Annotated in this window: 23 protein-coding genes and 1 tRNA gene; 11 read left to right on the top strand and 13 right to left on the bottom strand. The window is 65.6% G+C overall.

All coding sequences use genetic code 11. The annotated features are described in order from the left end of the window. Positions 1 to 292: 292 nt before the first annotated feature. The 6 genes from NRS07_RS10065 to NRS07_RS10040 all read right to left on the bottom strand — a co-directional run bounded on the left by NRS07_RS10065 (position 293) and on the right by NRS07_RS10040 (position 7,846). The gene (locus tag NRS07_RS10065) at positions 293 to 2,563 is read right to left on the bottom strand and encodes a carboxy terminal-processing peptidase (RefSeq protein ID WP_259205932.1); all 2,271 of its coding nucleotides are present in this window, start codon (positions 2,561 to 2,563) and stop codon (positions 293 to 295) included. Between the two features lie 156 nt (positions 2,564 to 2,719). Continuing rightward, positions 2,720 to 3,265: a hypothetical protein gene (locus NRS07_RS10060; protein ID WP_259205931.1), complete on the bottom strand. Its 546-nt coding sequence runs from the start codon at positions 3,263 to 3,265 to the stop codon at positions 2,720 to 2,722. Positions 3,266 to 3,288: 23 nt separating this feature from the next. Beyond that, the gene (locus tag NRS07_RS10055) at positions 3,289 to 3,840 is read right to left on the bottom strand and encodes a thymidine kinase (protein ID WP_259205930.1); all 552 of its coding nucleotides are present in this window, start codon (positions 3,838 to 3,840) and stop codon (positions 3,289 to 3,291) included. A 100-nt stretch (positions 3,841 to 3,940) separates the two neighbouring features. Then, positions 3,941 to 4,585 (bottom strand): PEP-CTERM sorting domain-containing protein, encoded by a 645-nt coding sequence (locus NRS07_RS10050; protein WP_259205929.1) that lies wholly within the window; start codon positions 4,583 to 4,585, stop codon positions 3,941 to 3,943. Between the two features lie 161 nt (positions 4,586 to 4,746). Then, entirely contained in the window at positions 4,747 to 7,002 is a 2,256-nt protein-coding gene (locus NRS07_RS10045) for a penicillin acylase family protein (protein WP_259205928.1), read from the bottom strand. Between the two features lie 52 nt (positions 7,003 to 7,054). Continuing rightward, positions 7,055 to 7,846 carry a hypothetical protein gene (locus NRS07_RS10040; RefSeq protein ID WP_259205927.1) on the bottom strand — a complete coding sequence of 264 codons (792 nt, stop codon included), beginning with the start codon at positions 7,844 to 7,846 and terminating at the stop codon, positions 7,055 to 7,057. A 176-nt stretch (positions 7,847 to 8,022) separates the two neighbouring features. Here NRS07_RS10040 and NRS07_RS10035 point away from each other — a divergent pair. Then, positions 8,023 to 8,109, top strand: a tRNA-Leu gene (locus NRS07_RS10035). A gap of 14 nt (positions 8,110 to 8,123) precedes the next feature. Here the strand turns inward: NRS07_RS10035 and NRS07_RS10030 are convergent. From NRS07_RS10030 to NRS07_RS10020, 3 genes are all read right to left on the bottom strand, one after another. Further along, a complete protein-coding gene (locus NRS07_RS10030) occupies positions 8,124 to 8,768 on the bottom strand; it encodes a PEP-CTERM sorting domain-containing protein (protein ID WP_259205926.1) in 645 nt (214 codons plus the stop codon). 351 nt (positions 8,769 to 9,119) lie between these two features. Next, positions 9,120 to 9,317 carry a hypothetical protein gene (locus NRS07_RS10025; protein ID WP_259205925.1) on the bottom strand — a complete coding sequence of 66 codons (198 nt, stop codon included), beginning with the start codon at positions 9,315 to 9,317 and terminating at the stop codon, positions 9,120 to 9,122. Positions 9,318 to 9,333: 16 nt separating this feature from the next. Then, on the bottom strand, positions 9,334 to 9,738 hold the full coding sequence (locus tag NRS07_RS10020; RefSeq protein ID WP_259205924.1) for a hypothetical protein: 405 nt from the start codon (positions 9,736 to 9,738) through the stop codon (positions 9,334 to 9,336). Positions 9,739 to 9,855: 117 nt separating this feature from the next. Between NRS07_RS10020 and NRS07_RS10015 the strand changes: the two genes are divergently transcribed. Further along, the gene (locus NRS07_RS10015; RefSeq protein ID WP_259205923.1) at positions 9,856 to 10,527 is read left to right on the top strand and encodes an SOS response-associated peptidase; all 672 of its coding nucleotides are present in this window, start codon (positions 9,856 to 9,858) and stop codon (positions 10,525 to 10,527) included. Between the two features lie 33 nt (positions 10,528 to 10,560). On the opposite strand, the gene NRS07_RS10010 is transcribed toward NRS07_RS10015, so the two are convergent. Then, positions 10,561 to 10,980, bottom strand: a complete 420-nt coding sequence (locus tag NRS07_RS10010) for a hypothetical protein (protein ID WP_259205922.1) — start codon at positions 10,978 to 10,980, stop codon at positions 10,561 to 10,563. A 218-nt stretch (positions 10,981 to 11,198) separates the two neighbouring features. Here NRS07_RS10010 and NRS07_RS10005 point away from each other — a divergent pair, with 218 nt between their 5' ends. Continuing rightward, positions 11,199 to 11,567 (top strand): DUF1566 domain-containing protein, encoded by a 369-nt coding sequence (locus NRS07_RS10005; RefSeq protein WP_259205921.1) that lies wholly within the window; start codon positions 11,199 to 11,201, stop codon positions 11,565 to 11,567. A gap of 51 nt (positions 11,568 to 11,618) precedes the next feature. Here NRS07_RS10005 and NRS07_RS10000 read toward each other — a convergent pair whose 3' ends face one another. Together NRS07_RS10000 and NRS07_RS09995 are read right to left on the bottom strand one after the other, a co-directional pair. Further along, positions 11,619 to 13,076: a M20/M25/M40 family metallo-hydrolase gene (locus NRS07_RS10000; protein WP_259205920.1), complete on the bottom strand. Its 1,458-nt coding sequence runs from the start codon at positions 13,074 to 13,076 to the stop codon at positions 11,619 to 11,621. A 90-nt stretch (positions 13,077 to 13,166) separates the two neighbouring features. Continuing rightward, on the bottom strand, positions 13,167 to 14,258 hold the full coding sequence (locus tag NRS07_RS09995) for a metallophosphoesterase (RefSeq protein ID WP_259213127.1): 1,092 nt from the start codon (positions 14,256 to 14,258) through the stop codon (positions 13,167 to 13,169). A 309-nt stretch (positions 14,259 to 14,567) separates the two neighbouring features. Between NRS07_RS09995 and NRS07_RS09990 the strand changes: the two genes are divergently transcribed. From NRS07_RS09990 to NRS07_RS09970, 5 genes are all read left to right on the top strand, one after another. Continuing rightward, positions 14,568 to 15,179, top strand: a complete 612-nt coding sequence (locus tag NRS07_RS09990; protein WP_259205918.1) for a hypothetical protein — start codon at positions 14,568 to 14,570, stop codon at positions 15,177 to 15,179. A gap of 116 nt (positions 15,180 to 15,295) precedes the next feature. Continuing rightward, positions 15,296 to 16,285: a serine/threonine protein kinase gene (locus NRS07_RS09985; protein ID WP_259205914.1), complete on the top strand. Its 990-nt coding sequence runs from the start codon at positions 15,296 to 15,298 to the stop codon at positions 16,283 to 16,285. Beyond that, positions 16,282 to 18,669 carry an FtsW/RodA/SpoVE family cell cycle protein gene (locus NRS07_RS09980; RefSeq protein WP_259205913.1) on the top strand — a complete coding sequence of 796 codons (2,388 nt, stop codon included), beginning with the start codon at positions 16,282 to 16,284 and terminating at the stop codon, positions 18,667 to 18,669. The genes NRS07_RS09985 and NRS07_RS09980 overlap by 4 nt, the downstream gene beginning before the upstream one ends. Further along, positions 18,639 to 20,213, top strand: coding sequence for a hypothetical protein (locus NRS07_RS09975; protein ID WP_259205912.1), 1,575 nt, complete (start codon positions 18,639 to 18,641; stop codon positions 20,211 to 20,213). Before NRS07_RS09980 ends, NRS07_RS09975 begins: the two co-directional genes overlap by 31 nt. Positions 20,214 to 20,220: 7 nt before the next feature. Then, on the top strand, positions 20,221 to 20,673 hold the full coding sequence (locus NRS07_RS09970; protein ID WP_259205911.1) for an SH3 domain-containing protein: 453 nt from the start codon (positions 20,221 to 20,223) through the stop codon (positions 20,671 to 20,673). Here NRS07_RS09970 and NRS07_RS09965 read toward each other — a convergent pair. Further along, entirely contained in the window at positions 20,670 to 21,140 is a 471-nt protein-coding gene (locus tag NRS07_RS09965; RefSeq protein ID WP_259205910.1) for a GNAT family N-acetyltransferase, read from the bottom strand. The two genes, NRS07_RS09970 and NRS07_RS09965, sit on opposite strands and share 4 nt — an antisense overlap. 71 nt (positions 21,141 to 21,211) lie before the next feature. Between NRS07_RS09965 and NRS07_RS09960 the strand changes: the two genes are divergently transcribed. The 3 genes from NRS07_RS09960 (at position 21,212) to NRS07_RS09950 (ending at position 25,337) form a co-directional block, all read left to right on the top strand. After that, positions 21,212 to 22,591: an MFS transporter gene (locus NRS07_RS09960; RefSeq protein WP_259205909.1), complete on the top strand. Its 1,380-nt coding sequence runs from the start codon at positions 21,212 to 21,214 to the stop codon at positions 22,589 to 22,591. A 78-nt stretch (positions 22,592 to 22,669) separates the two neighbouring features. Further along, positions 22,670 to 23,653 (top strand): PP2C family serine/threonine-protein phosphatase, encoded by a 984-nt coding sequence (locus NRS07_RS09955; RefSeq protein ID WP_259205907.1) that lies wholly within the window; start codon positions 22,670 to 22,672, stop codon positions 23,651 to 23,653. A gap of 115 nt (positions 23,654 to 23,768) precedes the next feature. Then, on the top strand, positions 23,769 to 25,337 hold the full coding sequence (locus NRS07_RS09950) for an FHA domain-containing protein (RefSeq protein ID WP_259205905.1): 1,569 nt from the start codon (positions 23,769 to 23,771) through the stop codon (positions 25,335 to 25,337). Positions 25,338 to 25,411: the final 74 nt, after the last annotated feature.

Below are 25,411 nucleotides of genomic sequence, written 5' to 3'. Positions count from 1 at the left end.
ATATACTCCTAGGTTGAGTTTCAATTGTTGTTCTTGCAACGTAGAGATATCCTAACATAAATAAAAAAAAGATAAGCAATTGTGTAACTCAAGCGTGCGCGGGGTATGAATTTCAGATAAATGGCCGTCTTGGAGTAGGATTAATCTTACTCCGTTTGTTCGCTAACTAACATAACTACGCTGTTTTACTTATCGGTACGCAATTATTCGTATCGAGCATCAGTAAAAAAAATGGCCGGCCTGCTCATGCAGGTCCGGCCATCGTCAGATGACAACGCGTTGCCGTGACAACTCAATTACTGCGCGGCGCCACCATGTAAGGCATTGTGCGCGAAGCCATGCGGGTATCCGTGCGCAGCATTCCAACCTCGTCGGCCAGGATATTGGCCGCTTCTTGCAGCATGATGTCCTTTGCGTCCTTGGCTGCTTTCTCCGCCGCCAGTTCTGCCTTCAAGTCGCGCTCGTCGAACTGCAGGCCGTCGTCCTGGCGTGGCGTGCCACGTACTGCCACCGCCGGTTTTTGCGGTTTAGTCGAGGCCGGCACCTTGCCGCGCGCTTCCTTGGCGGCCGGGCCACTCGCCGGCTCGTCGCTGGTAATGCCGCCTGCCGCAGCCAGACGTGCCTCGCGCAGTTTGGAGCGTGCATCCTGGGCATCGCGCTCCTTGCGGCGCACGGTTTCGTTAAGCGAGATCGCGTTTTCCTTACGCAGCTTCATGACTTCCGCGATGTCTTCTTGCAAGAACTGAAACTCCTTATCCTTGGCAATGCGCGCCTCGTGGCGTTTTTGCAGCGGCGCGATCAGCTCTTTCAGGTCGCCCGCCGCGGCATACGTCGCTGGCTTGATTGCCACCCAGGGCAAGGCATTATCGAAGGACGATTCGCCAAAGCTGTCGGCATCGGACAGCACTGGCAGCTTGATGTCCGGCGTTACGCCGCGCAGCTGGGTGGTGCCGCCGTTAATGCGAAAGAACTGTGCAATCGTCATTTTGAGTTCGCCGTAACGCACCTTTTCACCCGGCGCGAAGCGATCGAGGTCGATCAGGGTCTGGACCGTGCCCTTGCCGAAGCTCGGTTCGCCGATGACCAGGCCGCGGCCGTAATCCTGGATCGCCGCAGCAAAGATTTCGGATGCCGATGCCGAGCCACGGTTGATCAGCACGCCCATCGGGCCATCCCAGGACAGGCCGGCCTGCATGTCGGATTCGACCTCGATACGGCCTTGTGCGTCGCGCTGCTGCACTACCGGGCCCTTGTCGATGAACAGGCCGGTCAGCTCGATTGCCTCGGTGAGCGAACCGCCGCCGTTGTTGCGCAGGTCGATCAGGACGTTGTCGACCTTATCTTTCTTGAGCTCGGCAAGGATGCGGGCCACGTCGCGGGTCGCGCTGCGGAAGTCCTTGTCGCCGCGGCGGCGCGCCTCGAAGTCGAGATAGAAGGTCGGCAGCGAAATCACGCCGACCCGGCGCTTGACGCCGCCATCCTTGACTTCGATGATCGACTTCTTCGCGGCCTGTTCTTCCATGCTGATTTTCTTGCGTACCATCGACACGGCCACCGGCTTGGCATCGGGGCCGGCGTCGCCCGGCAGCACGTCCAGGCGCACGGTAGTACCCTTCTGGCCCCGCACCAGCTGGACCACGTCGTCGAGACGCCAGCCGAGCACGTCGGTGAATACACCGCCGCCCTGCGCCACCCCGACGATGCGGTCGCCCACCTTCAGCTTGCCCGACATGGCGGCCGGGCTGCCCGGCACGATCTCGCGGATGATGGTGTATTCGTCGCGCGTTTGCAACACGGCACCGATGCCTTCGAGCGACAGGCGCATGGCGATGTCGAAATTGTCGGCCGAACGCGGACCAAGGTAATTGGTATGCGGCTCGATCGCGGTGGCATACGCGTTCATGAACATCTGGAACACGTCTTCGTTGTTGAGCTTTCGAATGCGGCCGACGTAATTATCGTAGCGCTTGTCGAGCGTCTCGCGGATGCCCTTGTCGTCCTTGCCCGCCAGTTTCAGGCGCAACCAGTCGTTCTTGACGCGCTTGCGCCACAGCTCGCGGATTTCTTCTTCGGACTTGGCATATGGCGCCTTCTCACGGTCGAGCTGGAGCGTTTCGTTGAGCGAAAAATCAGGCGTGGTCTTGAGCAACTGGCGCGCATAGGCCATGCGCTCGCCAAAGCGCTGCTGGTAGAGATTGTAGATCGCGAACGGCACCGTCAGGTTCTCGTTGTTGATGGCGTCGTCCATCTTGGTGCGCATCGATGCGAACTGGTCGACATCGGACTGGCTGAAATACAGCTTCTCGCCATCGAGCGTATCGAAGTAGTTGTCGAAGATTTTTTGCGACATCGCATCATCGAGCGGCGTCGCCTTGTAGTGATAGCGACCGAGCACGCGCGATGCCCACAGCGCAGCCTGGGTCTGCTCCGCAAGCGGCTTCATCTGCATTGAGCCGGCGACCTTGGCCGGCTGGACGGAGGCAGCCTTTTCGGGCTGGGCGGTAACCACATGGGCCGACATGGCAAAGGCCATGGCGGCCATGATCAGATGGTGCTTTTTCATTCGTCGTTTCTCCGAAACGTGTGTTGCTTCGGCGAGACCGGCGAGGCATGCCGGTCAGTACGCCCTATGCAGTCCATTCTACAGTAAGGCGCAAGCAGTCACAGCCAGCTTGCATGCATTTCCCGCGCCGTTTTAAGGCTGCCATAAGCCTGGTGTTCACCCTTTGACAAGCTGGAGCAGTTGCATGCCGTATCCCATGGCCAGCCAGGCAACAAGCAGAATCGGAATCCACGGCCAGGAGCGCGCCGCCAGGCGCCAATCGACCGGCGACGGCCAGAACGACAGGAATTGCGGCGCCAGCAAAACCGCTAGCAACAGGTCGAACGGTTCGAATACCCAGCCGTGCCGGGTGCGCCACCAGGCTACGGCAAACGGCAGTGCAAGGATGGTCAAGGGCGCCAGCGCGCTGGGGGCAGCGTTGTACCAGCGCAAGTTGGCGAAGCTGACCGAGCCGAGTTCCCAGTTATGCCCCCCGCGCTCGCCGCGCCTGCTTCCCCTGCTAGAACGCTTGATGCGGCGCGGCCAGACGCTCAGCGCGACCGGCTCGGCATTCGTGAGCAGGCCGACCGAGAAGTGGGCCAGTTCATGGCACAGTGTGCCGGCTGCGGTGAACACGAAAAAGAAAGGATGGGCACCCGAGGCGATCCACAGCAGCAGCGCCAGCGCGGCGGACGGCGCCAGGTAGAGCAGCATGTCGAGCATACCGCCGGCTGCCGGCGCCAGGCTCAAGCCGCGTAAAAGCAGCGCCCGCAGGCCTGGCGGTAGCTTTCGTTACCCCCAATGCTGACCTGCTCGCCTTCGCGGATGCGCCGCCCGTTGGCATCGACGCGGATATTCATGGTCGCCTTCTTGCCGCAGCTACAGATGTTCTTGATTTCTTCGATATCGTCGGCCAGCGCCAGCAGGTAGGCCGAGCCGGGAAACGGGGCGCCCCGAAAATCGCTGCGCAGGCCGTAGCAGATCACGGGGATGCCGCGCACCTGGGCAACCTGGTGCAGTTGCTGCACCTGGGCTGTGCTCAAGAACTGGGCTTCGTCGACCAGGATGCACGCAACCGGTTGCGCCGCCGCCAGGAAATCGGTATCGCGCTCGAAGGTATCGACCTCGCGCTGCGGGCCCAGGCGCGAGGTGATCATCCCGACTCCGTAGCGGTTGTCGATCGCCGCCGTGTAGAGCTTGACTGCCTGGCCCTGCTCTTCGTAGTTGTGCGCGACCTGCAGCAGGGCGGTCGATTTGCCGGCGTTCATTGCCGAATACCTGAAATATAGTTTTGCCACTACCCTGCCCCGTAAGCTGGTGAAAATCGCTGCCTGAAAATGGCGCGATTATAGCAAGGGCCCAGGCGCCGGCGCCAGGCGCGGCGCCGGCGGCAGGGTGTCATGCCTGGACGCGGGCACGGCGCTGGCGGCGGCACCACCCCACCACGCCCAGGCCGGCCAGCATCATGCCATAGGCGCCAGGTTCGGGCACGGCCGCGGCCAGGGTCAGGTTGTTCGCGGTAGGCCAATAGCCTTCGCCGAAGGTTCCAACCACCACCGACTGCAGGGGCGAGGGCGAGACGAAGCCGACGAAGCTGCTGATCTCGCTTTCGGGCAATACCCAGGTGATCGAACTGCCGTCCAGCGCCGTCAGGATGATGGTGGTACCCGGTGTGAACTGCCCAAGCAGGTTACTGCCGAAAAACTCGCCGCCCAACCCGACCACACCAGATGAAAAGTTACTGAAGGTAATCCTATCAAAAGGCGAATTGCTGGACAACCAGCCATCGCCCTCGGCGCCGGCGCCGTACAGGCCCTGCCCGGCGGATACGGTGTAGTCGAATGCGCCAGCCATCCGCTGCAGGGTCGGCGCGTACAACTCGACGGACAGGTCGTCATAGGTGTCGACACCGGCCGCGCCGACCGCCCCCAGGAAGGCCGCGCGGTCGGTAAAGACAGTGATTTGGGCGTGAGCCCGCTGATGGGTGAACAGCGCGCAGCACAGCATTGCGGCCATCGTCAAGGTATTCAGGCGGGTAGACATGATTGCACTCCGGTAGAGGGAAGTCGATCGGGACGTGGGTACTGCCGCCTCCAGTAGACCTGCGTCTGTCACGCGCTACCATGTCATGAATCTTGTTTTTTCGTTAGCTTGAGCTGCCTATAAGGTGCGTCGGTTTTCGGAATTTGCCTACCCCGCCAGGCTCATTGTCCCGGATGGTATTTGCGGCCGAGCTGCTTCTCGATATCCTCCTTGTAGAAGAGCACATCCTTGAACTCGCCGCGGCTGTACATTTCGGCCTGGTCGGCAAAATGCTTCGAGGCCGGGTTATTGCTATTGCCGCCGGCCAGGATGCTCTTGGCACGCAGGCGCGGTCCGAATTCCACCACCGCAACAAAACTGTTGCCACGGTCGCCGTAGATGCGCTTGGTCTTTTGCTTGGCCACCATGCCGAACGACGCCAGCGAACCCCAGTTGGCCGAGGCGAAGCCAACCGGCCAGCTCGGCTTGCTGTCGTCGTATTGCTGGTCGATCTCGCCGCTGATGCGCTGGAAGCGGTTGATCTCGCCCCACGGGGTCTGCCAGGAACCAAAATCTGCCACCAGCTTGTCCGAGGCGCGTGCCAGCGCATCGAGGCGCTCGTTTGCAGTCAGGCTGGCCGTGATGAAGTCGACCGTCGGCACGCCCGCGGCGCGGGCACGCGGCGCGTGTTGGGCCAACAGTTCTTGGCCCCAATAGACGGCCAGCGAAGTCGGCACCGAGCCGACGCCCGAGCGCAGGTCCCATCCGCGCAACGCGGCAAGCTGGGCCGCCAACGCCGCCTTGCGCGGATCGGCCGCGGGCAGCGCGTCATGGTCTTGCAGCAGTTGTGGCAGCAGCGGCTCGAAGGCGGTCAGGTGGCTGTCGTAGGCGGCGGCGATCAGGCTTTCGAGCGTGAAGCCTCCGGCATCGCCCAGCACCCGCTCGGCATGGCGGCCTCGCGCGTTCTCCGGCAACGACCACATATAGTCGGGATAGTCCTGGCGCCGCGGGCTGCTGGGTCCAGAGGCACTGAACGGCCAGTTGTTGGTGTTCGAGATATAGCCGCTGGCGGGATTAAGCAAGGTAATGGTGTCCTTGATGGCGTGCAGGCCCTGCCACTCGGTGGCAGGCAGGCTGCCGTCCACCGGCTGGCTCCAGTTGAAACGCGGATCGCGCTTCGGGATGAAATTTCCGTGGAAATAGGCAATATTGCCCTTGGCATCGGCATACACGGTGTTGTTCGAAGAATTCGTGCGCAACTCCATCGTCTTGTAGAAGTCGCTGTAGTCGCGCGCCTTGGTGCGGGTGTACGACTGGATCAGCGCCTTGAGCGGCTCGTCCATCATCTTGACGGACACCCATTTTCCGCCTTGCTCGCGGACAACCGGGCCGTGGTGGGTGAAATAGGCGGTGACGGTCTTGCTGGCCATGGCGCCGGACGGCGTCTTGTAGGGCAGCCTCACCGTTCTGGATTTCATCAGGCGCTCTTGCTCGCCATAGCGGTAATACAGCTTGCCGCCGCGCTCGCGCACCGTTTCCAGATATTCGTCGATGACGTCGCCGCCGCCCGAAGTATGCATCCAGCCGGTTTTTTCGTTGAAACCCTGGTAAATGAAAAACTGGCCCCAGGTCACGGCGCCATAGGCGTTCAAGCCCTGCTCGCTGACCATGTGTACTTCCGGGCGAAAATAAAACGAGGTATGAGGATTGATCAGCAGCAGCGCATTGCCCGAGGCCGACAGCTTGGGCGCGATCGCAAAGCCATTCGAGCCACGCGGTTCGGCATCGAGCTGCTTGACGGGCGCCGCCGATCTGGCCGACGAAGTCGCCGCTGTCCTCGGCTTACTGTAGAAAGCTTCCAGCTCCTTCAGGTCGATCGACTCGATGTCGCCCCCGATGCTGCCTTCGCTGAAGCTCAGCGCCATCCACGGTTCGAAGCGCGAGATCAACCTGGGCTTCACCTCGGGGTGGGTATGCAGGTAATAGTTCAGGCCGTCCGCAAAACCGTCCATCAGCTGCCTGAGCCAGGCCGGGCTGGCGGCATACCTGGCCTGCAGGTCGGCCGGGGTGATGTACATCTTCATGCGCAGGTCGCGCCAGATGGCCTGCTCGCCCTCGACTTCGGCCAGGCGGCCCATCGCGTTAATGTAGTTGAGCTCGACGCGGTTGAAGTCGTCCTCGGCCTGCGCGTACAGCAGGCCGAAGACGGCGTCGGCGTCGGTCTTGCCAAAGACGTGGGGAATGCCCCACTTGTCGCGCATGATCGTTACCTGCTCTGCCGTTTTCTTCCAGCGCGCCAGCTCGGCGGCAGTGGCGCCCGGCCTGGCCCCGGGCTGTCCCGGCACGGCCGCCGCAAGCGGCGCGGCGGTTGCCGGCAGGACGGCGCCACACAAGGCGGCGCCGAGGATGGCAGGGGCGAACAGGCGAAATACGGGCATGCGGTGTCTCCTGGTGAAGGGTCTGCGGTCGGTGCTTGTCGATCGGTTTCGTCTAGGCCACGCCGGCGTGCACCAGACGCTGCTTGAGCACTTCGTTTTCGGTCAGCAAGGTCGCCACGCGGTCCTTGAGCGACGCGAGCTCGGCCTTCAGGGCGGCCATCTGGTCGGACGGATCGAGCGCCGCGCCCTCTTTTCGGGGGCGGCTGGCCATCTTCTGCTCGCGCACTTCGCGCGCGGCCTGCTGCAATTGCTTGCGTCCGCCGGCCACGGCGGCAATCTGCAATTCGTCCGGCAGCTGGGCCACGTTGGCGGCGGCATTGATTGAAATGGTGCCACTGCGTACGGCTTCGCGCAGCTGCGGCGTCGCCGCTTTCTGGATGCGTTCGATCTGGCTGATGGTATTGCTCGACACGCGCGCGGCCTTGGCCACGTCTTCGCGGGTATTCCAGGGTGGTGGCGGACGCGCGTCCATGTCGTCGGCTTCCGGCTGCGGCGGGCTCGATGCCAGCTGTTCGGCCAGCCGGGCGCTGACGATGTCTTTTTTCTTGAGCGCCAGCACGCCACGCTGGAAATCCGACACGCTGCGGCGCGCCAGGTGGTTGTCGATCATCCAGAGCATCACGTCATCGATGGATGCAAAGCTGTTGTTCTGGACCGTGCGGAATTCGATGCCATGCTTGCGGCAAATTTCGTAGCGATTGTGGCCGTCGATCAGGGTCTCGCCCCAGAGAACCAGCGCGTCACGGCAGCCCTCGGCAAGCAGGCTGCGCTCGAGCGCAGCATGTTCAACAGGAGTGAGCGGGTCGACAAAGGCGCGCAAGTCGTCGTTGAGTATGATGTTCAAAATAGGTCCTCTTGCTGCGGCGCACCCGGTGCGGCACGCCGTCCGGCATGCTACACCATCGCGCCATCCGGACCAAAGCCCGAGCCCCTAGACTGGCGCCCACAAGCAGTGCGCAACAGGAGGAAAGTTGCATTTTAACCGTGTTGTATAGCAGCATATGTTAGAATTCCGGCGCTGCCCCGATGGTGAAACTGGTAGACACCCGGGACTTAAAATCCCGTGCTCGCAAGGGCGTGCCGGTTCGATTCCGGCTCGGGGCACCACCATTCAAGATGGGTCAAAAGCCCGAAGCCCGCCCCGAAAGGTCGCGGGCTTTTCTTTGCGCTGTTCGGCGACGGACAGTGATGATGCCAAGGGCGCCAAGTCCGAGCAGGGCGATCGAGGCAGGCTCGGGAATTCGCCGAATTTGACCGCTGGCGCCGAAGCATGGAAGCTTGCCTGGTGCCGCCCATCCACAGCCCCGCATACCGGCATCGCTTTCGGCTTCGTAGATGGTAAAGTTCGGTCCGGTTTCGCCGCTCGTAGCCATACGGAATTGACTATCGAAATTGTGGGCATGGATGTGCCCGGTCAGGTGGTTGCCAGGGCCGAACGCGACACTCATGTCGAGAATGACCGGCCCTGGACTGCTGATGCCTTGACGTGGCGCGTAATGAATTCCCCCGCCAGTGCCGGTGCCGTAACTGAAATTTAATAGCCCGGATTGCGGAAAGATCGTGTCCAGCCAGGGTCCATTATTTTGTATCGCAATATTCATCTGGAATGCGCCAGATTGCACCACGGCCGTGTCGAACTCGAGTGAAAGCGTGATACCCAGCGGGGTGACATCGTTGGTTGCGTGCCACTGGTACCAGACACCAGCGTTTGCCGAGCCCGACAACATGAGCAACATGCAGGCGATCAGACTTTGAATAGATTTCATGGCAATCCCTTGTTATGGTGCACTTTGGGAGAGCAAGATTTATGCCTGAATGTAAGACCTTGTATTCTTGCGAAATTTACTCGGCAGGCAGGTGTGCGCCGATACGTATGTAAAGAATGTCGACACAGTCAGGCACGTAAAAAAGCCGCTGCCTGAGGGCAGCGGCAAATCACTCGGTTGCAGCCGAGCTGGAGACACACGGAGAGGTAAGACTATCCATCGAAGGACCTTCTGCAGATAAGGTCGCCAATCCGGTCTTCAAGCGCCGAATCGGCTCGCCGCGCTGTCAGTCTGGTCGCACAAACTCAAATCAATGTCTCTCACGCGTGTACAGCCCGTAATGCCCACGGCTTACAGGCTTTGGTACGCCACCGCCAGGCACACCACCCCGACGAAGGCCAGCAGACCGTAGACGAAGATCCGCATCGACGACGCCAGCCCCGCCACCGCGCGATTGGCGTTGGCGTCGAGCTTGCCGCGGCGGCGCGCCGCGTTCATCAGCATCCAGACGAACACGAACAGCGTCGCCACGATCAGCACGAATTTCATGTTGTTCCCGGGGTGGTCAGGTGCGGGCCAGTACCAGCGCCAGGGCCACCAGCACGAACACCGACGAGACGCCGGTGGCTACGCCCAGCCACAGCAGCCGGGTGCGCGCCAGTTCCATCTTGGCGATCAGCTGGGCGTTCTGGTCGGCCAGGTTGGCGATGATCTCGGATGCCTGCAGCATCTGGTTGCGCAAGTCGGCCAGGGTCGATTCGGTCCTTTCGACGCGATTGACCAGCGTGCCAAACACATCGTCCTGCGGCGCGTCATCCACGTAGGCGCCGGGCGCCGTGCCAGGCGCCGTGCCGGACTTGCGCGCCACCGTGTCCCACAGCCTGCGCGCGCCGGTCGCAACCTGCGGCGCGGCGTTGATCACTTCGCTCCAGGGCACGGTCCTTAAAACACTCCACCAGCCAGTTGCCATACCGTCTTCTCCTGTTATCAATTCATCCACGAGCATACCACCGCGCGCGGTGACGGGCGGGCACCGTAGTAGCGCAGGCGTACCGCGCCCTGCCCGCGACTGCGCTACCATGCGCCCATGTGCGGACGATTTGACCAGAGCCAGACGGCTCGCTATTACGCCAGCGTGTTTGGCTGGCCCGACGCGGTGTTCGACAGCGAGGCCTCACCTGCGTGGAACGTAGCTCCCGGCAGCTACCGGCCGCTGATGCACGTCCAGGATGGCGAGCACCGTATCGACGACGTGTTCTGGAGCTATCGGGCGCGCTGGGCCGAAGGCAAGGTGCCGATCGTGGTCAATGCGCGCATCGACAAGCTGACCAACCGCTACTGGAAGCCCCTGCTCAAGTCGGGCAGGGCGATCGTTCCGGCCGAGGGCTGGTACGAATGGACCGGCGAGAAAGGCGCCAAGCAGCCGTGGCATATCCACCGTAAGGATCGCGCACCGCTGTTCTTGCTGGCGCTGGCGAATTTCGGCGGCTTTACCGAGAACCGGGCCGAAGCCGGTTTCGTGCTGGTGACCGACGATGCGCAGGACGGCATGCTCGATATCCACGACCGACGCCCGGTAGTACTCGAGGCCGCCGACGCGCAACTGTGGCTCGACCCGGCGCGCTCGCCCGAAGAAGCGCTCGACCTGGCCCGGCGCGCCGCCCTGCCCCCGGCAGCCTTCGAGTGGTACAAGGTCAGTACTGCGGTTAACCGCGCCGGAAATCAAGACCCGCAGATGGCTGTACCACTGCTCGACTAAATTTTTGCCAACTGTAAAAATTTACCGACCCGTTCAATTTGCGGGCAGCGGCGCTTCCATGCCCTCGGTCGGCATGCCGACTTCGGGCTCGTTGGTGGACGCCGGCATGCCGCCGCCATCACCGGCCTCGCCATCGGGTCCGGCTTGATTGTCTTGCTGGCCCACATCGTACTCGAGCGGCGAATCGACCGTAGCGCCGGCAGGCTCCGGCACTGGCGCCTGCACTGGCGTCTGCGCTGGCACCGATTCTGCAGCGCGATCAAGGCGCGTCTCAGCCTCGGCGACCGCGGCGGCGGCGGAGCCGGGTACGCTGCTGACGTGCGCCATGCTGGTCGTTTGCCCGAGCCCCGCATCCTCGGTCATCTCGCCGCCACAGGCGGACAGCAAAGCAGCAGCGGCGCAGCAGAACGCCGTATTCAAACCTAAGCGCGCGAGCCTGTCATATTGTTTCATGCAAGTTCCTTACATCATCAAATGAATGAATAACTTTGAGACGTGGAAACTGCCTTAGTTCAACTTTTTGAAAAAATACCTGCGCAACGTGACAAAGCCCCAAGTGTGATTCCTGAGTGAAATTAAACACTTGTATGAGCCAAATCGAACAGTGGACGCAACCAAAGCCGAATCCGCACGGTCTTAATGGAACGCTACCAACCACGAGGAAATTTTATATGGGCGAGTTCATGCAAGTGCGGGCCATGCTGCAAGAAGGCGAGGCTTATGCGGGTCTGATCCTGGGCAAGGACGACTCTGACTACCACCTGATCCTGCTGCCTGGCGAAGCCGCCGACGTCAGCTGGCCCAGCGCCACCGAATGGGCTGGCGCGCGCGGCGGCGCCTTGCCGACGCGGCGCGAATTGGCGTTGCTGTTTGCCAACCAGCGCGAAGGCTTCGAGCGCAACTGGTATTGGTCCTGCGAGCCGCACGAGACCCGCTCGCAACTGGTCTGGGGCCAGAATTTCGCCAGCGGCATCCAGACCATCTACGGGCGACCGTACCGGGGACACGCGCGCGCAGTCAGGCGCATCATGGTGCCGTAAGCCGGCGTCATCTTAGCTACCGCCCGAGGCCACGCGCCGCGCAGGCGCGGGTCAGTTGGCCCCAGGAACGTTCGCGCGCCCGATCGGCTGTTCGATATTGGCCAGGAACCAGCTGGTCGCCGCCATCAATGCCACATGCCGGCGCAGCAGGTCAGGGTCGACCTTGTCCAGGGTATCGGCCGCTGTGTGGTGGTAATCGAAATACCGCGAGGTGTCGAGCAGCGGCGCAAAACTCGGCACGCCAGCGCGTTCCAGCCCCGACAAATCCCCGGTCGACAAGGCATCCTGGCGCTGGAACACGCCGGCGCCTATCGGCAGCAAGGCCGCCTGCAGCGGCGCGAACAGTTTGTTCGACGCGGCCGGCACGCTGGCGCGCACGCCAAACGGCCGGCCGGCGCCGTTGTCGCTTTCGATCGCGCCAATATGCTTGTCGACATTGGCCTGCTCGGCTGCCAGATAGCCGCGCGCACCACGCATGCCGTTTTCTTCGTTCATCCAGGCAATCATGCGGATGGTGCGGCGCGGACGGTAGTCGAGTTGCTTCAGCGTTGCCAGCACCGCCATCGCACTGGCGACACCGGTGGCGTCGTCATGGGCGCCGGTCGCCAGGTCCCACGAATCGAGGTGACCCGACACGATCACGATTTCGTCCGGTTTGTCGGTGCCTGGCAGGTCGGCGATGACGTTGTAGCTGTCGGCGTCCGGCAGGGTCTGCGGGGTCAGCAGCAGGCGCATGCGCACCGGACCGCGCCGCGACAGGCGCGCCATCAGCATGGCGTCTTCGGCCGTCACGGCCGCGGCCGGGATCCGTGCGCCGTCCGCCAGGGCGGTGCTGCCAGCGTGCGGCAGGCGGTAATTGGCGCCGCCCACCGAGCGCACCAGCGCCGCGGCCGCGCCCATCTCCGCCGCCAGGCGTGGGCCGTCGCGGCGGTAGGCCGAGGCCTGGCCATAAGCCGGCCCCGCCAAGCCGCGGTCGGCCATGGCCTGGTCGAAAGCCACATCGAACAACACGATCTTGCCCTTTACCTCAGCGCTGCGCGCCTTGAGTTCATCGAAACTCCCGACGATGAGCACCGGCGCGGTCAAGCCGCCAGCCGGCGTCGCGCCCGAGCCGCCGAGCGCGGTCACCACCACGCGCTGCGACAGGCCGGCCGGACGGCCCTGGTAATCCACCAGCTCGCCCGTTTCCTGGCCACGTACCCAGTGCGGAACCTTGACCGGCTGCAGCGTAACCCGGGCGCCGAGCTTGCGCATCGCATCGGCCACCTGAGTCACTGCCGCCGCCGCCCCGGCCGAGCCGGACAAACGAGGGCCGATCAGGTCGGTCATGTCCGCCAGCCGCTCCCAGGCGTAATCGCTGCTCATGGCCGTATCGCGAATCTTGGCGAGCGCTGCTGGATCGTTGCCAGGGCTGGCGGCGGTGGCCGGACCCGCGATCAGCACGGCAGCAAGCATGGACAGGACGGGAAGCCGGCGAATATGGTGAATATGGCGAACACTGCGGATCATGCGTGGAATCCTTGGGCGATGAGAACAGGACACGCAGCTTAGCGCATGCAGCCGCTGCCCGCCGCAAAAAAGTGTCGTATTTACAATACGCTAGGCGGCGACCAGCCGTACGAGCGTAATCTCGGACGGTGCCCCGAAGCGTTTCGGCGGTCCCCAGTATCCGGTACCGCGGCTGATGTATAACCACATGCCACGCACGCGGTGCAGGCCGGCAACGAAAGGCTGCTGCAATGGCACCAATAAATTCCATGGGAAGAACTGGCCGCCATGGGTGTGGCCGGACAACTGCAGGTCGAAGCCGGCGGCGGCGGCGTCGGGTGCGCTTCTCGGCTGGTGCGCGAGCAGCACGCGCACGCCAAGGTCCGCCGGGGCATTCGCCGCGGCAGCACGCGCATCACTCTTGTGCGCCGGATGGAAATGGTGGGCGCCATAGTCGGCCACGCCGGCAATCATCAGGGCGGCAGCGCCGCGGCGCCGGATCACGTGCTGGTTCATCAGCACGGTGATCCCGAGCCGGCGCAGCTGCGCGACCCACTCCTCGACCCCTGAGTAATATTCGTGGTTTCCGGTCACGAAGAACACCCCGTCCGGGGCCGCCAGGTGCGCCAGAGGCGCAACCTGCGCGGCCAGGCGCTGCACGCTGCCGTCCACCAGGTCGCCGGTAATCGCAATCGCGTCGGCACCGAGCGTGTTGACGCGCCCGACGATGGCCTCGAGGTAGGAGCGGCCGATCGTGGGGCCGACGTGGATGTCGGATACCTGGGCGATCGCATAGCCCTGCAACGCGGGCGGCAGGCCGGCGATCGGCACGTTCACTGTCACCACCCGCGCCAGGCGGCGCGCATTGACAAAACCGAGCAGGGTCACGCCCAGCGCCACCAGCGGCACCGCCAGCGCGCTGGCCTGCATGGCAGTGGGCGTGAAGGTGATGCCGGGCAGGCCAGCCAGCTCCCCCAGATGCAGTGCCAGCAATACAAGGTCGCGTGCCAGCGTCGCCACCAGCAGCGACGAGAACAGCCCCATCGACAGCAGCCCGGCCCAGGCAAGGGGCTGCGGCCACCGGCGGCGGCGCAGCGACGCCGACATCAGCCCGACCGGCACCAGCAGGGTCAGCACAACCAGAGCCAGCACGGCCAAAAGCATGCCGAGAGCGCCCGGCGCCAGGTCCGGCAACAGGCGCATGCCTACGTAAATTTGCAACAGGACCAGCAGGGACAGCACGGCGGCAAAGGAACGGTTCACACAGGGCCCTGTCGAAACACATGTATTAGCACGATACAAGGTACCGGGCGCGCGGCTGAAGTTCAGCACTGATCAGATGGGGCAGCCTGCCCGCACTGCAAGGGCCATGCCTTACCTGTTACCGAAACATGTCCATTTGTAATAATCTGTATATAGCTGTGGCGCGCCGGATACCTGGCCCTATAGTGCATCCATGCTTGGCGACGATACGATCATCCTGATCCCCGCCCAGGCCACGAGGACTATGCCATGTTGAAATCTAAATGCTTTGGTGCGGTGGTGCTGGCCGCGGTTGCCGTTTCGCCCGCAGCGAATGCTGGCGACCGTGGCGTGAACACTGCAATTGGCGCCGTGATCGGCGCCGCCATCGGCCATAGTGCCGGCGGCTCGGGCGGCGCCCTGGTAGGCGGCGCGATCGGTGCGGCACTGGGAAATTCGGTATCGGGTCACTCGGCTTCCGGGCACGGCAGCCGCAGTTATCACGACAGCCGCGGCTATTACGGCGACAATTATCGCGACAGTTATCGCGACAGTTACCGTGGCAACTACCGCGGCAACCACGACAACCGCGGCTACTACGACAACCGTGGCCAGGTAGCGGTAGCCTATGGCACCGGTGGCTATCACCAGCCGCGCCCGGTATATGTCGAGCAGCGCCAGGTCTACGTCGAGCCGCGTCCGGTGTACGTCGAACAGCGTGCCGTTTACGTCCAGTCGCGCCCGGTGTATGTGCAGCCGCGCGCTGTCTACGTCGGAAATCATGGCTGGGTCAAGCATGGCCGCGATCGCCATGAGCGCCGTGACTGGGAGCGCTACGACCGTTACGACCGCTACGACCGCTACGACCGTTACGATCGCTGATTTTAAATGCCGCGCACTGCGCGGCATTTTTTTCGCCGGGCCTGGCGCCCGCCGCTTTTCTCCTTCCCCCCGCTTGTTTTGTGCAAGGGCGCAGCGCGCCGGTGGCGGAGACTGGCATGGTCGAGCAAGGCAGTATTGTTTCGTTGGCACAGGGCCAGTACCGGCTGCGGGAATTGCTCGGGAAATCGGCTTACGGCCTGGTATGGCGGGCCGAGCGCGCAGGTGCCGCAGGCGAAGTCGCCCTCAAGTTGGTCAACACCGGGCAAATGTATCGTGCGCCTGCCGCGCTGCGCAGCCACTGGAGCGACAGCGCCCGCAATGAAATCGCCTTTCTGGCCCGGCTCGCGCCCTGGGACGGACGCCACATCGTGCGTTTGCTCGACAGCGGCGAGCACGACGGCCTGCCGGCGATGGCGCTGGAACTGCTCGATGGCGACCTGGCCGGATTGCTGGCCGCCGGGGCCACCAAGGGCACCGCCACTCCCGGCCAGGCACTTGCGTGGGTGGCCCAGGTCAACCAGGCGCTGGGCAAGGTCCACGCCGCCGGCTTTCGCTACCTCGACCTAAAGCCCGGCAACCTGCTGCTCGACCGCCTCACTGGCGCCCTCAAGCTTGCCGACTTCGGCACCAGCCGGGCACTGCTCGAGCAACCCACACCAGTGTATGCCGGCACCGCCAGCTGGCAGGCACCGGAACAGTTCTTCCCCCAGGCCGGCGGCCTGTACGGGGGCGACGCGCGCAGCGACTACTTCGCCCTTGGCGGCTTGCTGTACTACCTGGCCTGCGGCCAGGTGCTGCGCTACGGCGCGGCGTGCGCCGAAGCCTACCGCGCACACGGGCGCGAAGGCGCCGCCGTCCTGTGGGCACGGCATGGCGGGCCGCCGCCATCACTGCAGCACGATGAAGCGGCGAGTTTCGGCGCTGTCTTTGGCGCCGCGCAGGCGCCGGCGCTGGCGCTGCTGCGCAGCTTGCTGGGGTCCACGCCCGACCAACGTCCGCGCCATGCACTCGACATCAGCCGCATGCTCAGCGCGGTGCGCGACAGCCTGGCGCGCTGCAACCAGGATCTGCCCCAGCGCGCGCTCGCGCTGCGCAGGGCCGCATGAATACCCGGCTAGCGGCAGCAGGCTTGGCGCTTGGCCTGGTCTGCGCACTGCATCTGGCTGCGCTGACGCTGGCACCGCAGCGCTGGCTGCCGGCCGCGATCACACTCGATCTCCGGCCTGGCGAATCGGCCATGCTGGGACGCGCAGAGCTGGCCGCGCCGCGCGCCGGTGCACACCAGTTCAGTGTGCGCCGCGACGCCGAAGGCAGCTGGTGGCTGCGTAACACCAATCCGGCGCAAGGCGCCGTGCTGCGCCATGGGAGCGCGCGGCGCCACACCGGCAGCATCGTTCTGGCTGCCGGCCAGCAGTTGCAGGTGGGCGCCACCCGCTTCGACGTCACGCAGGCGGGCGACGGCACCGCCCAACTGCGCGCCGCCGGACAGCGCTGGCACTACGATGGCGCGCTGCTGCTGCGCGACGGCGCGATGCAGCCTGCCTGCCCCGGCGCCGGCGCGGGCACCCGCCTGGGCGCCTACTGGAACCGGATCGCACCGGCCATTCTCAGCCTCGCCCGTCCGCTGGCTTTCGGTGGCCACCTGTATTGCGGCAACCGGTTGCCGGTGGCGGGCCTCGAGGCCGGCAATGTCAGCCTGGCGCGCGCCGCTGCCGGCGCCGCTAGCCGGGGCGAGCGTGGCAGCCAGGACGTCGCCCTGACCGTGCGCGGGTCGCAGCCGGTGCTGGTGCGGCAAGACGGTCGCTGGAGCGACGTGGCGCAGCGCGAACATGCGCTCGACGGCGTCACCGGCCTTGCCGTGGGACGCACCGCGTTTGCACTGTCCTTCGACGCTGTCAGCACGCAGGCCGCCAGGCTTACGCTGGTGCCATCGGCACAGGTCGAACTGTTTGCGCAGGCGCAGTCGCAGTTCGCTCCGGGCCTGCGCTGGCACTGGCAAGAGCGCTCGCTGTGGCAAGTCAAGGCGCCACCGGCCGCCGCCTGGAGCGCGGCGCTGGCCGCCGCCTTGCTGGCCGCACTGGCCGGCTGGCGCCTGGCCGAACCTACCCGCGGCCTGGCGCCAGCGATCCGGATCGCGGCGGCGGTCGCCATTGTCGCGCTGGCGGTGCTGATGCTGGTCATGCAGCGCAGCGCTGCCGCGCCGGGCGCCGGCTGGGCCTTGTTGCTGGCCTGGGCCGCGCTGTGGCTGGCCCTGCTCTGGGCGGCGCGGGTTGCCGTGCTGGGCGCGCTCGCCGTGCTGCTGCTCGGCGCCGGTTTGCTGGTACAGCTCGAACTCGGGCTGGGCGCGCGCGACACGGCCTGGCTGCGCCATGTCGAAAACAGCTGCGTGCTGCTGGCCATCGGCCTGCCCCTTGGGCTGCTGCTGTTCCAGGGCGTGGCCCGCGCCAGCGTGTCGCGCCCGGCCACCGAGTACTTGCTGGTGGCGCTGGCGCTGTGCGCGCTGGGCGCGCTGGTGCTGCAAGTAGCTTTCGGCAACGAAACCGGGGTATTCGATGTCCAGCCGGTGGAATTTGCCAAGCTCGCACTGGCGGCCCTGAGCGCCCATTGCCTGGCGCTGGCTACCGGCGGCGCGGCCCCGGCCGCCGTGGCGGCGGCGCGCCACTGGCAGGCCTGGCTGCGCATCATCGCGCCGGCCTTGCTATTCGTACTGCTGCTGGCGGTGGCCCTGATCCAGGTCGACGACTATTCGCCCCTGATCCTGCTGCTGGTATGGGCCGCCGTATCGTTCGTGGCCTGGTGCCTGGCCAGTGGCCGCCGGCGTGGCGCGGCCATCGTTGGCGCGCTGTGCTTCGGCGCGCTGGTGGGCGCGGCGGCACTGCAGCAGGCCGCGCCCGGTCTCGGTGCGGCCGGTTTCTATACCGAGCGTTTCCAGGTCTGGTCCGACCCGACTGCCCATCCCCATACCGGCCAGCAGATGCTGCTGGGCGCGCGCGCCGTCGCCGCAGGCGCCTGGGTCGGGGCCGATGGCCTGCTCGGCCTCGCCACGCTTGGCCAGTCCGCCGGCGAGGCGCTGCGCATCCCGGCGGTGCAGGACGATTTCGCGCCCTCGTTCCTGCTGTATCGCCACGGGCTGGTCGGCGCCCTGCTGGTATGGCTGCTGCAGGCCGGGCTGCTGGCGGCACTGCTGCATGCGGCCGCCCGCGCCTGGCAAGTGGCAGCCGGCGCCCGCGATTTCCGGCGCGCCTGGCTCGGGCGCTTCCAGTGCTTTGCCCTGTGCGGCGGCGCTGCCTTCCTGGCCGGGCACTTCTTGCTGTCGTGGGGCACCAACCTGGCCCTGTTTCCCATCATGGGGCAGCCGATGAGTTTTCTTTCCAGCGGCGGCTCGCACCTGCTGTTTTTCATCTGCCCCCTGCTAGCGTTCGGCATGGCGAGCGTTCAATCATCCGAGGAGAATCCATTATGCCGGTCTATGTCCAACACGAAGTGCTAGCCAGGGTCGACGATGTGTTCAATGCCGAAGCGCTGTGGCAGGCGCCCGGCCTGTCGCTGTTCTCCCGCCGTCCGCTGCTGCGCGACCTGCTCGAGCGCTCGCCGCGCGAGCAGCGCGGACGCGCCGCCACCCGCTGCTTTTCGCACGTCACCCTGATGCTGCCGCAAGAGCAGGTCGACGACGACCGCCACCTGACCCGCGGCGCGCGCGTGCGCGACCTGGCGCAGTCGCTGGCCGCGCTGCACCAGAAGGATTTCGGCGACCTGCTCGGCGGCGACGAAGTGCGCTACCACGTGGTCGGCGCCGACGAAGTCGCGCAGGGCGAAGTCAAGGTGAAATTTGGTCACGCGGTCTACCTGCCGGCGCCGGGCGAACAGATCCTGTACACGGTGAGCGCCTCGCGCGACAGTGCGATCTGGCAGCCGGTGTGCGTGGTGTATCCGAACCAGCGCCTGACCGTAGTCGGCCAGGACGGTGCGAACGCCACCTTCTGCGTGCCGGGCTGGCCATTCGGGCCCGATGGCGGCATCCTGCTGATCAACGATGGCCTTGACGCGCCGATCGAGGTGCAGGTACGCCCGAAAGATGCACTCGACTGCCGCTTCGACGAGGCCAATGGCTATTACGTGGTGCGCGCCAAACACGGCACTGCCAGCAACACCGGCCAGCGCCTGCTGCTGCGCATCAGCCGTGCGGCCGGCGCGCCGCTGGCGGCGCCGGCCATGGCGGACAGCGCCATCCCGGCGCGCGGCCCCTCGGTCTGGAAGGCGCGTGCTGCCGTGGCCGAGCTCGCTGGTGGCGAAGCGACCGCCATGCCGCTGGCGGCAGCGCCAGCCGATCGAATCAGTGCTTCGGAAAACGATGCCACCTACGCACCGGTCGCGCGCCACCGCATCACGCTGGCCGCGCTGGCTCTACCGCGCCTTAGCCGCTATCGCGACACCGGCGCCGAGTCACTGGAGATCGGCCTCGGACCCGCAAACGGTTCGACCTTGAACCCGGTAGCACCCGGCAAGGACGACGTGATCGGCTTTGCCGTCGACGCCGCCGACCAGCTGCATGCCATCACCGGAGCCGGGCGCCAGCGCGTCAGCGTGCCATCGAGCTTTGCACCGCAAGACGGCGCCAGCGTCCGGCTGCACGCGGTGCCGCCCCAGATGGCGGACCGCTACTGCGCGCTGCTTGGCCTGGAGCAGGGTCCGGTCCAGCCGGCCGCGGCCGGCGCTAGCCTGGTGTTCGGACGCGGCATGCCCGCGCTGGCTGCGCTGCGTGTGCTCGATGCGCCGCAGTTCCTGCGCCACGCCGACGGCAGCGCCGCCGCCAGCGCCGACCGGCTCGGGCTGTCGCGCAATGCCTTCAGCTGGGAGGCTGCCAGCGACGGCATGCGGATCGTGCGCCTGTCCGACACCCAGGCATTGTTCCACCTCGATGGCGAGCTGGGCCTGGTGGCGCAGGTGCTCGAGGCAAGCGCCCAGCAGCCTTACCTGATACCGCCCGGCCACCACCTGGTCGCCGGCCATTACGTGCTGCGCTTCGACGCGTGAGCCAGCCATGCAACCGACCGCTTCGATCTCTCACTATGGCCCGTACCTGTGGTACGCCGCGGGCCTGCTGCTGACACTGTGCCTGGGGGCCTGGTTCACGCCGCGCGCCTGGTGGCGGCGGCCGAACGCGCGCGCGCTGGCGGTGCTGGTTGGCGGCACGGCGCTCGTTGGCGCCCTGCTGCAAGGCCTGTTCGGCGCGCCGGCGGGCGTGCAAGCGGCCGCGCACCATGGCAACACGCCGCTCGCGGGCGAACGCTACCGCGTGCGCGACGATTTGAACCTGCGTGCCGCCGTGGGCGTCAACGCGGCGCGCCTGGCGGTGGTGCCGGCCGGCACAGAAGTGATTGCGACCGGCCGCCGTCAGGGAGACTGGTGGCAGCTAAGTGTCGAGCTCGACGGACAGCGCCAGCAGGGCTGGGCCAGCAGCCTGTGGCTACGCCAGCGCCACGAGGGACATTAATCGCGCCTGGCCAGCCGCATCGGGTTGAAATACAGGCCCTTGACGCACGCGGTCGGGCCGGTGCGTACGAAGCCAAGAGCCCCGTACACCGGTACCGCGAAATTCGAGGCATTCACGGTAAAGCTGCCATCGCCGCCACTGCCCTGCGCTGCCGCGCGCGCGGTCACCCACAATGCCCGGCCTACCCCGCGCCGCTGCCAGCGTTTGCCGACAAACAGGTGAAACAGGTGGTTGCACCCGCGTATCGCCACGAAGCCGGCCAGCTCGCCTTCGATCAGCGCCACATGGTAGACATGGCCGCTGGCCAGGAAGCCCCGTATGCCTTGTGCGTTGTTCTCTGCGAGAAAGGTTGATGCGCCTTCAAGCGTCGATTCGTGGACAATGAATTCGCGCGCCAGTTCGCGCAGCATGGCGGCCACGGCTGGTATATCCCCGGCTTGCAATGGTCGGATCAGCATCTGGTTCATGGGGCGCGTGTTCTCGGAAAGCAACAATATGATCAAGATATTAGAATAGCTCTTTCTGTTTGGCAATTTTATTGACCAGCGGCAGGGAAGGCTTCTACACTGTCCTGACCATGCCCAATGCCAGCCCATGCCCGGGCCCCTACCCCTCTACCTGCACCCAAGACAGTACAAACGTCAGCGCCAGCGCCACCATCGCGCCGCCCCTACCCTCACCTGCCGTGCGCACCAGCGCGCGCCGCAGGGTGCCCCTGACCCAGCCGCTGCGCCATCCGCGTTACCGCAAGCTCTGGCTGGCCAACATGGTATCGAATCTCGGCACCTGGATCCAGACCTTCGCCTCGGCCTGGCTGGTGGCCTCGATGACACAGTCGGCCTCGATCACCTCGCTGGTGCAGACCGCGACCTATGTCCCGATTTTGCTGTGCGCACTGCTCGCCGGCGTGGTGGCAGACGCCGTGCACCGGCCGAAGTTTTTGTTCTTCTGCAATCTGTACATGGCCTTGTGCGCGGCCGCCATGGCGCTGCTGGCCGCTACCGGGCTGGTCTCGAGCACAGCGGTGCTGGTGATCACGTTCTGCGTGGGTGTCGGCACCGCCTTCGTGTGGCCGGCCTGGCAGGCAGCAATGTCGGGGCTGGTCGAACCCGACGAAGTCGAAGCCGCCGCCACCCTCAACAACCTGTCGTATAACCTGTCGGCCATCATCGGACCGGCGCTGGGCGGGCTGCTGTTCGGCTGGATCGGCGCCAGCGCCCTGTTCCTGGCCAATGCGCTGTCCTTCCTGGGACTGCTTGGGGTGTACTGGGCCTGGTGGCAGGAGCATACGCCGCAGGCAAGCGCGCGCGCCAGTTTCCAGCAGCGCTTGCGCTGCGGTCTCGATGCCGCCCTTGGTTGTGCGCGTTACCGGCGCATCCTGCGCAATGTGTGCTCGGTGTTCTTTGCCACCATCGCCTTTGCCAGCCTGCTGCCGGTGTTCGTGCGCGACGTGCTGCAGCGGCAGTCGAGCACCTATGGCCTGCTGATGGGTTGCCTGGGCGGCGGCGCAGTCATCGCCGCCTTCTTCCTGCCCCAAGTGCGGGCCCGGGTCGACAAGACCGGGGTCCTGGTCGGCGCCCTGCTGGTATATGGCCTGATGCTGCTGGCGCTGGCCGGCAGCCGCTCGCTGGCGCTGCTGGTGCCCATGACCATCTGCGGCGGCATGGCCTGGTCGGCCACGGTCTCCACGCTCAATGCCGCGGCCCAGCTGTCGTTTCCGGCCGAAGTGCGGGCGCGCACGCTGTCGATTTACCTGTTCGTGATGTCGGGCGGCTATGTCATGGGTAGCGTGTTCTGGGGCCAGGTTGCAGACCATTGGGGCGTGCCGGCGGCCTTGGCCGCCGCCGGGGCCTGCGTACTAGTTAATGCGGCTACGCTGGCCATCGGAAGCGGAAAGAACCGGGACAACCCCATCTGAGCCGGGCTCCGTGCCAATGGCTTGCGTGTAAAGTGTCGGGATCGTCACCGGATCGCCCCCCAACCCATGCCGCCAGCCTTGTCCGCTCTCCTCGCCCAGTTCCAGTTTGCCCCCTACTACGACGTCGCCGTCGCCAGCCGGCGTGGCTGCGGGCCGGTCCAGCGGGCCGAGAACCAGGACAATTTCGTCGTCATCGACTTCGCCGGCCAGGCTTGCTGCCTGCTCGAACAGAGGGTACGCCGCACGCAGCTGGCCGGCTGGCCCGCCGGCCATGGGCGCGTGGCGGTACTCGACGGCATGGGCGGGCACGGCCATGGACGCGAGGCGGCCGAAGCCGTGGCCGAAGGCTTGCTGGCGCTGCCGCCCTGCCGCACGGTGGCCGAACTGGCCGGCCAGCTCGACCTGCTGCACGCGCGGCTGCAGCGCCATTTCGCCACCGCCGCCCTGGCCACTGGGGCCCGGCCCGGCACCACCCTGACCCTGCTCGAGCTGCCGCCCGGCGCCGCACCGCTGCTTTACCACGTGGGCGACTCGCGCTTGTACGAAATCGGGCCGCAACAGGCCAGGCCGCTGACGGTCGACCATGTGCCCGCTACTGCCGCGGCCATGGCCGGACAGATCGACGAGCACGGCTGGCGCCAGCGGGTGCACGGTTCGCATTCGCCGCACATCGCCCAGGCTTTTATTCTCGGCAATACCTTCAGCAACCCGGCGCAGCTGTCCGATCCCTTGCTTGGATTGACGCCACTGAACCTGCCAACCTGGCTGGGCGAGCTGGCGGACCGCCGCGTGTTGACCCTGCGCGCCGGCGCTGCCTACCTGCTGGCAACCGACGGTTTCTGGTCTTGCGCCGCGCCCGAGCGCTTCGTTGCCGGGTGGCCGGCGCTGCTGGCCAACGCGCCCGATGCCGGCGCCATGGTGACGCGCCTGTTCGATGCGCTGGACCGGGCGCCGCCCGCCGGACTGCAAGCCGACAACCTGACCGCGCTGGTGCTGCGGCCGTTGCTGTTTCGCCACTGCGAAGGCGAAGAAACAGCTCTACCTCACGATGGCCGGGACTAAAAGATTCCCATTAGTAAATAATGTTGCCTTGCAATGAATTCAGCGCGCCGCCCGCCGTCAAAACCGCGTAAGCTCCAGTCTTGAGCGAAAAACGTCACAATACGTCACCTGTATCATGAACCGCTGCCGCCATCCCGACCATCCGCACTGCACTGTCTGGGTCTTGCCTGGCGACAGCGTGTGCGCGCACGGGCATGCGCAACCGGTTCAAGCCCCGCTACCGGTGGCCAGCGCCATGCCGCCCCCGGCTCCAGTGGTTCCGCCAGCAGGCCTGCCGTCCAGTTTCGATGCCATCAGCGCCCTGCGCGCCGGGCGCGGTCCGGTAGCGGCCACGCCGTTTGCGCCCCAGCCGGCGCCGGCCAGGGTCGGCTTGCAGCGTCCCCAGTTGCACATCAGCGGGTTCGATCCGCGCGCCGCTGGCGGGCGCCAGGCCATCAAACTCGAACTGCGCGGCATGCCGATGGACTGCGCCCCCGAGGTGCGCATGCTGGTGCATTCGGGCCTGCGCCTGCGCGACGGCGAAAGCTATGCATTCCAGCGCACCTCGCGCGGCGACTGGCGCCCGGTCTTCCTCGAGTTTTCCTCGCGCGGCCTGGAGCATGGCCAGTACCGGGTCGAGATCGAACTGCACAGCCGCCATGCGCAGCGCCCGGACGCCGGCCGCACCTGGACCTGTACCCCGGTAATCCTGGTGCCGCGCCAGGACGCCAGCCTGAGCGAGATCCACCAGACTTTTCTTGCCACTTGTAAAAATGTGCGCGTGACGGCCGACGACGCCGGCATCGCCCGCGTCCAGGCTCCCGGCGGCGGGCGCGTCGACATCGACGTCACCGCCCGCAACGCCTCGATCGCGCAAGTGAACCTGGGCGAAGACAGCGGCAAGGTCGCCCTGGGCTTTTCTACCATCGCCTGGGACGAAGACCTGATCGAGATCGACGTGCCGCCGGCCGTGCAAGACCACCCTTGTGCCACCGCCAGCGCATGCCTGGTGCATGCCGAGCCGGACTCGGCCACCCCGCGCCACCTGCGCCTGTTCGCGCTCGACGAGTGCGTGCTGGGACGGCTCGAAGCATCTGCCTTGCAAGCCGACTTGCTACTGGCGCAGCATGGCGAGCATGGCGTCGAGCTCGGCGGCCTGACGCGGCGCCTGTCCGCACGCCATGCCGTGATCCGGCCGAGCCGCCACGGCTTCGAGATCGAAGACGTGTCGCGCTACGGCCTGCTGCTCGACGGCAGCTGGCCCGGCAAGCATGTACCGGTGCCGCTGCGCCTGGGCATGCGCATTGCGCTCACCGCCAGCATCCGCGGTGTGGTCGAGCTCGAAGTCAGCGCGCTGCTGCCCAACGGGGTCATCTTGCATCGCGCCGACGCCGGGGCCGGGGCCGAAGCCTTTTATATCCTGGCACCAGACAGCGATCCGGGCGGCGCCCTGGGCAAGGCGGGTGCTAGTGCCCTGCCGCGCGCCGCCGCCATGCCGCTGCTGTTCCACCGCGACGGCGGCTTCTGGCACCGCGACCGGGCAAGTGGCCAAGACACGCCGCTGGCACCAGGGATGGCGCTTGATCGCTCCCGCGGGCTTGGGCAAGGAGTGCGCTTTGTCGCGCGGCCGTATCCGGAAATGCGCGAGCGCACCCCGCGAAGCAGCGAACGCCGACTCGCCCCGCCGGCCTGGCTCGACGCTTGATCCGGCCCGGCGCCCGCCCACTCGCCTCAAGCCGGGCGCAGCACCAGGAAGATCAGCGCAATACCGCCCAGCAG

This window comes from Massilia sp. H6 (genome assembly GCF_024802625.1).
Lineage (GTDB): Bacteria > Pseudomonadota > Gammaproteobacteria > Burkholderiales > Burkholderiaceae_D > Telluria.
This window is presented reverse-complemented; position numbering and strand designations above follow the sequence as displayed.

Excerpts from the sequence above, each read along its gene's own strand:
- NRS07_RS10065 (WP_259205932.1), bottom strand. The coding sequence starts at position 2,563 with ATGAAAAAGCACCATCTGATCATGGCCGCCATGGCCTTTGCCATGTCG.
- NRS07_RS10060 (WP_259205931.1), bottom strand. The coding sequence starts at position 3,265 with ATGCTCGACATGCTGCTCTACCTGGCGCCGTCCGCCGCGCTGGCGCTG.
- NRS07_RS10050 (WP_259205929.1), bottom strand. The coding sequence starts at position 4,585 with ATGTCTACCCGCCTGAATACCTTGACGATGGCCGCAATGCTGTGCTGC.
- NRS07_RS10045 (WP_259205928.1), bottom strand. The coding sequence starts at position 7,002 with ATGCCCGTATTTCGCCTGTTCGCCCCTGCCATCCTCGGCGCCGCCTTG.
- NRS07_RS10030 (WP_259205926.1), bottom strand. The coding sequence starts at position 8,768 with ATGAAATCTATTCAAAGTCTGATCGCCTGCATGTTGCTCATGTTGTCG.
- NRS07_RS10025 (WP_259205925.1), bottom strand. The coding sequence starts at position 9,317 with ATGAAATTCGTGCTGATCGTGGCGACGCTGTTCGTGTTCGTCTGGATG.
- NRS07_RS10020 (WP_259205924.1), bottom strand. The coding sequence starts at position 9,738 with ATGGCAACTGGCTGGTGGAGTGTTTTAAGGACCGTGCCCTGGAGCGAA.
- NRS07_RS10015 (WP_259205923.1), top strand. The coding sequence starts at position 9,856 with ATGTGCGGACGATTTGACCAGAGCCAGACGGCTCGCTATTACGCCAGC.
- NRS07_RS10010 (WP_259205922.1), bottom strand. The coding sequence starts at position 10,980 with ATGAAACAATATGACAGGCTCGCGCGCTTAGGTTTGAATACGGCGTTC.
- NRS07_RS10005 (WP_259205921.1), top strand. The coding sequence starts at position 11,199 with ATGGGCGAGTTCATGCAAGTGCGGGCCATGCTGCAAGAAGGCGAGGCT.
- NRS07_RS10000 (WP_259205920.1), bottom strand. The coding sequence starts at position 13,076 with ATGATCCGCAGTGTTCGCCATATTCACCATATTCGCCGGCTTCCCGTC.
- NRS07_RS09995 (WP_259213127.1), bottom strand. The coding sequence starts at position 14,258 with ATGCGCCTGTTGCCGGACCTGGCGCCGGGCGCTCTCGGCATGCTTTTG.
- NRS07_RS09990 (WP_259205918.1), top strand. The coding sequence starts at position 14,568 with ATGTTGAAATCTAAATGCTTTGGTGCGGTGGTGCTGGCCGCGGTTGCC.
- NRS07_RS09985 (WP_259205914.1), top strand. The coding sequence starts at position 15,296 with ATGGTCGAGCAAGGCAGTATTGTTTCGTTGGCACAGGGCCAGTACCGG.
- NRS07_RS09980 (WP_259205913.1), top strand. The coding sequence starts at position 16,282 with ATGAATACCCGGCTAGCGGCAGCAGGCTTGGCGCTTGGCCTGGTCTGC.
- NRS07_RS09975 (WP_259205912.1), top strand. The coding sequence starts at position 18,639 with ATGCCGGTCTATGTCCAACACGAAGTGCTAGCCAGGGTCGACGATGTG.
- NRS07_RS09970 (WP_259205911.1), top strand. The coding sequence starts at position 20,221 with ATGCAACCGACCGCTTCGATCTCTCACTATGGCCCGTACCTGTGGTAC.
- NRS07_RS09965 (WP_259205910.1), bottom strand. The coding sequence starts at position 21,140 with ATGAACCAGATGCTGATCCGACCATTGCAAGCCGGGGATATACCAGCC.
- NRS07_RS09950 (WP_259205905.1), top strand. The coding sequence starts at position 23,769 with ATGAACCGCTGCCGCCATCCCGACCATCCGCACTGCACTGTCTGGGTC.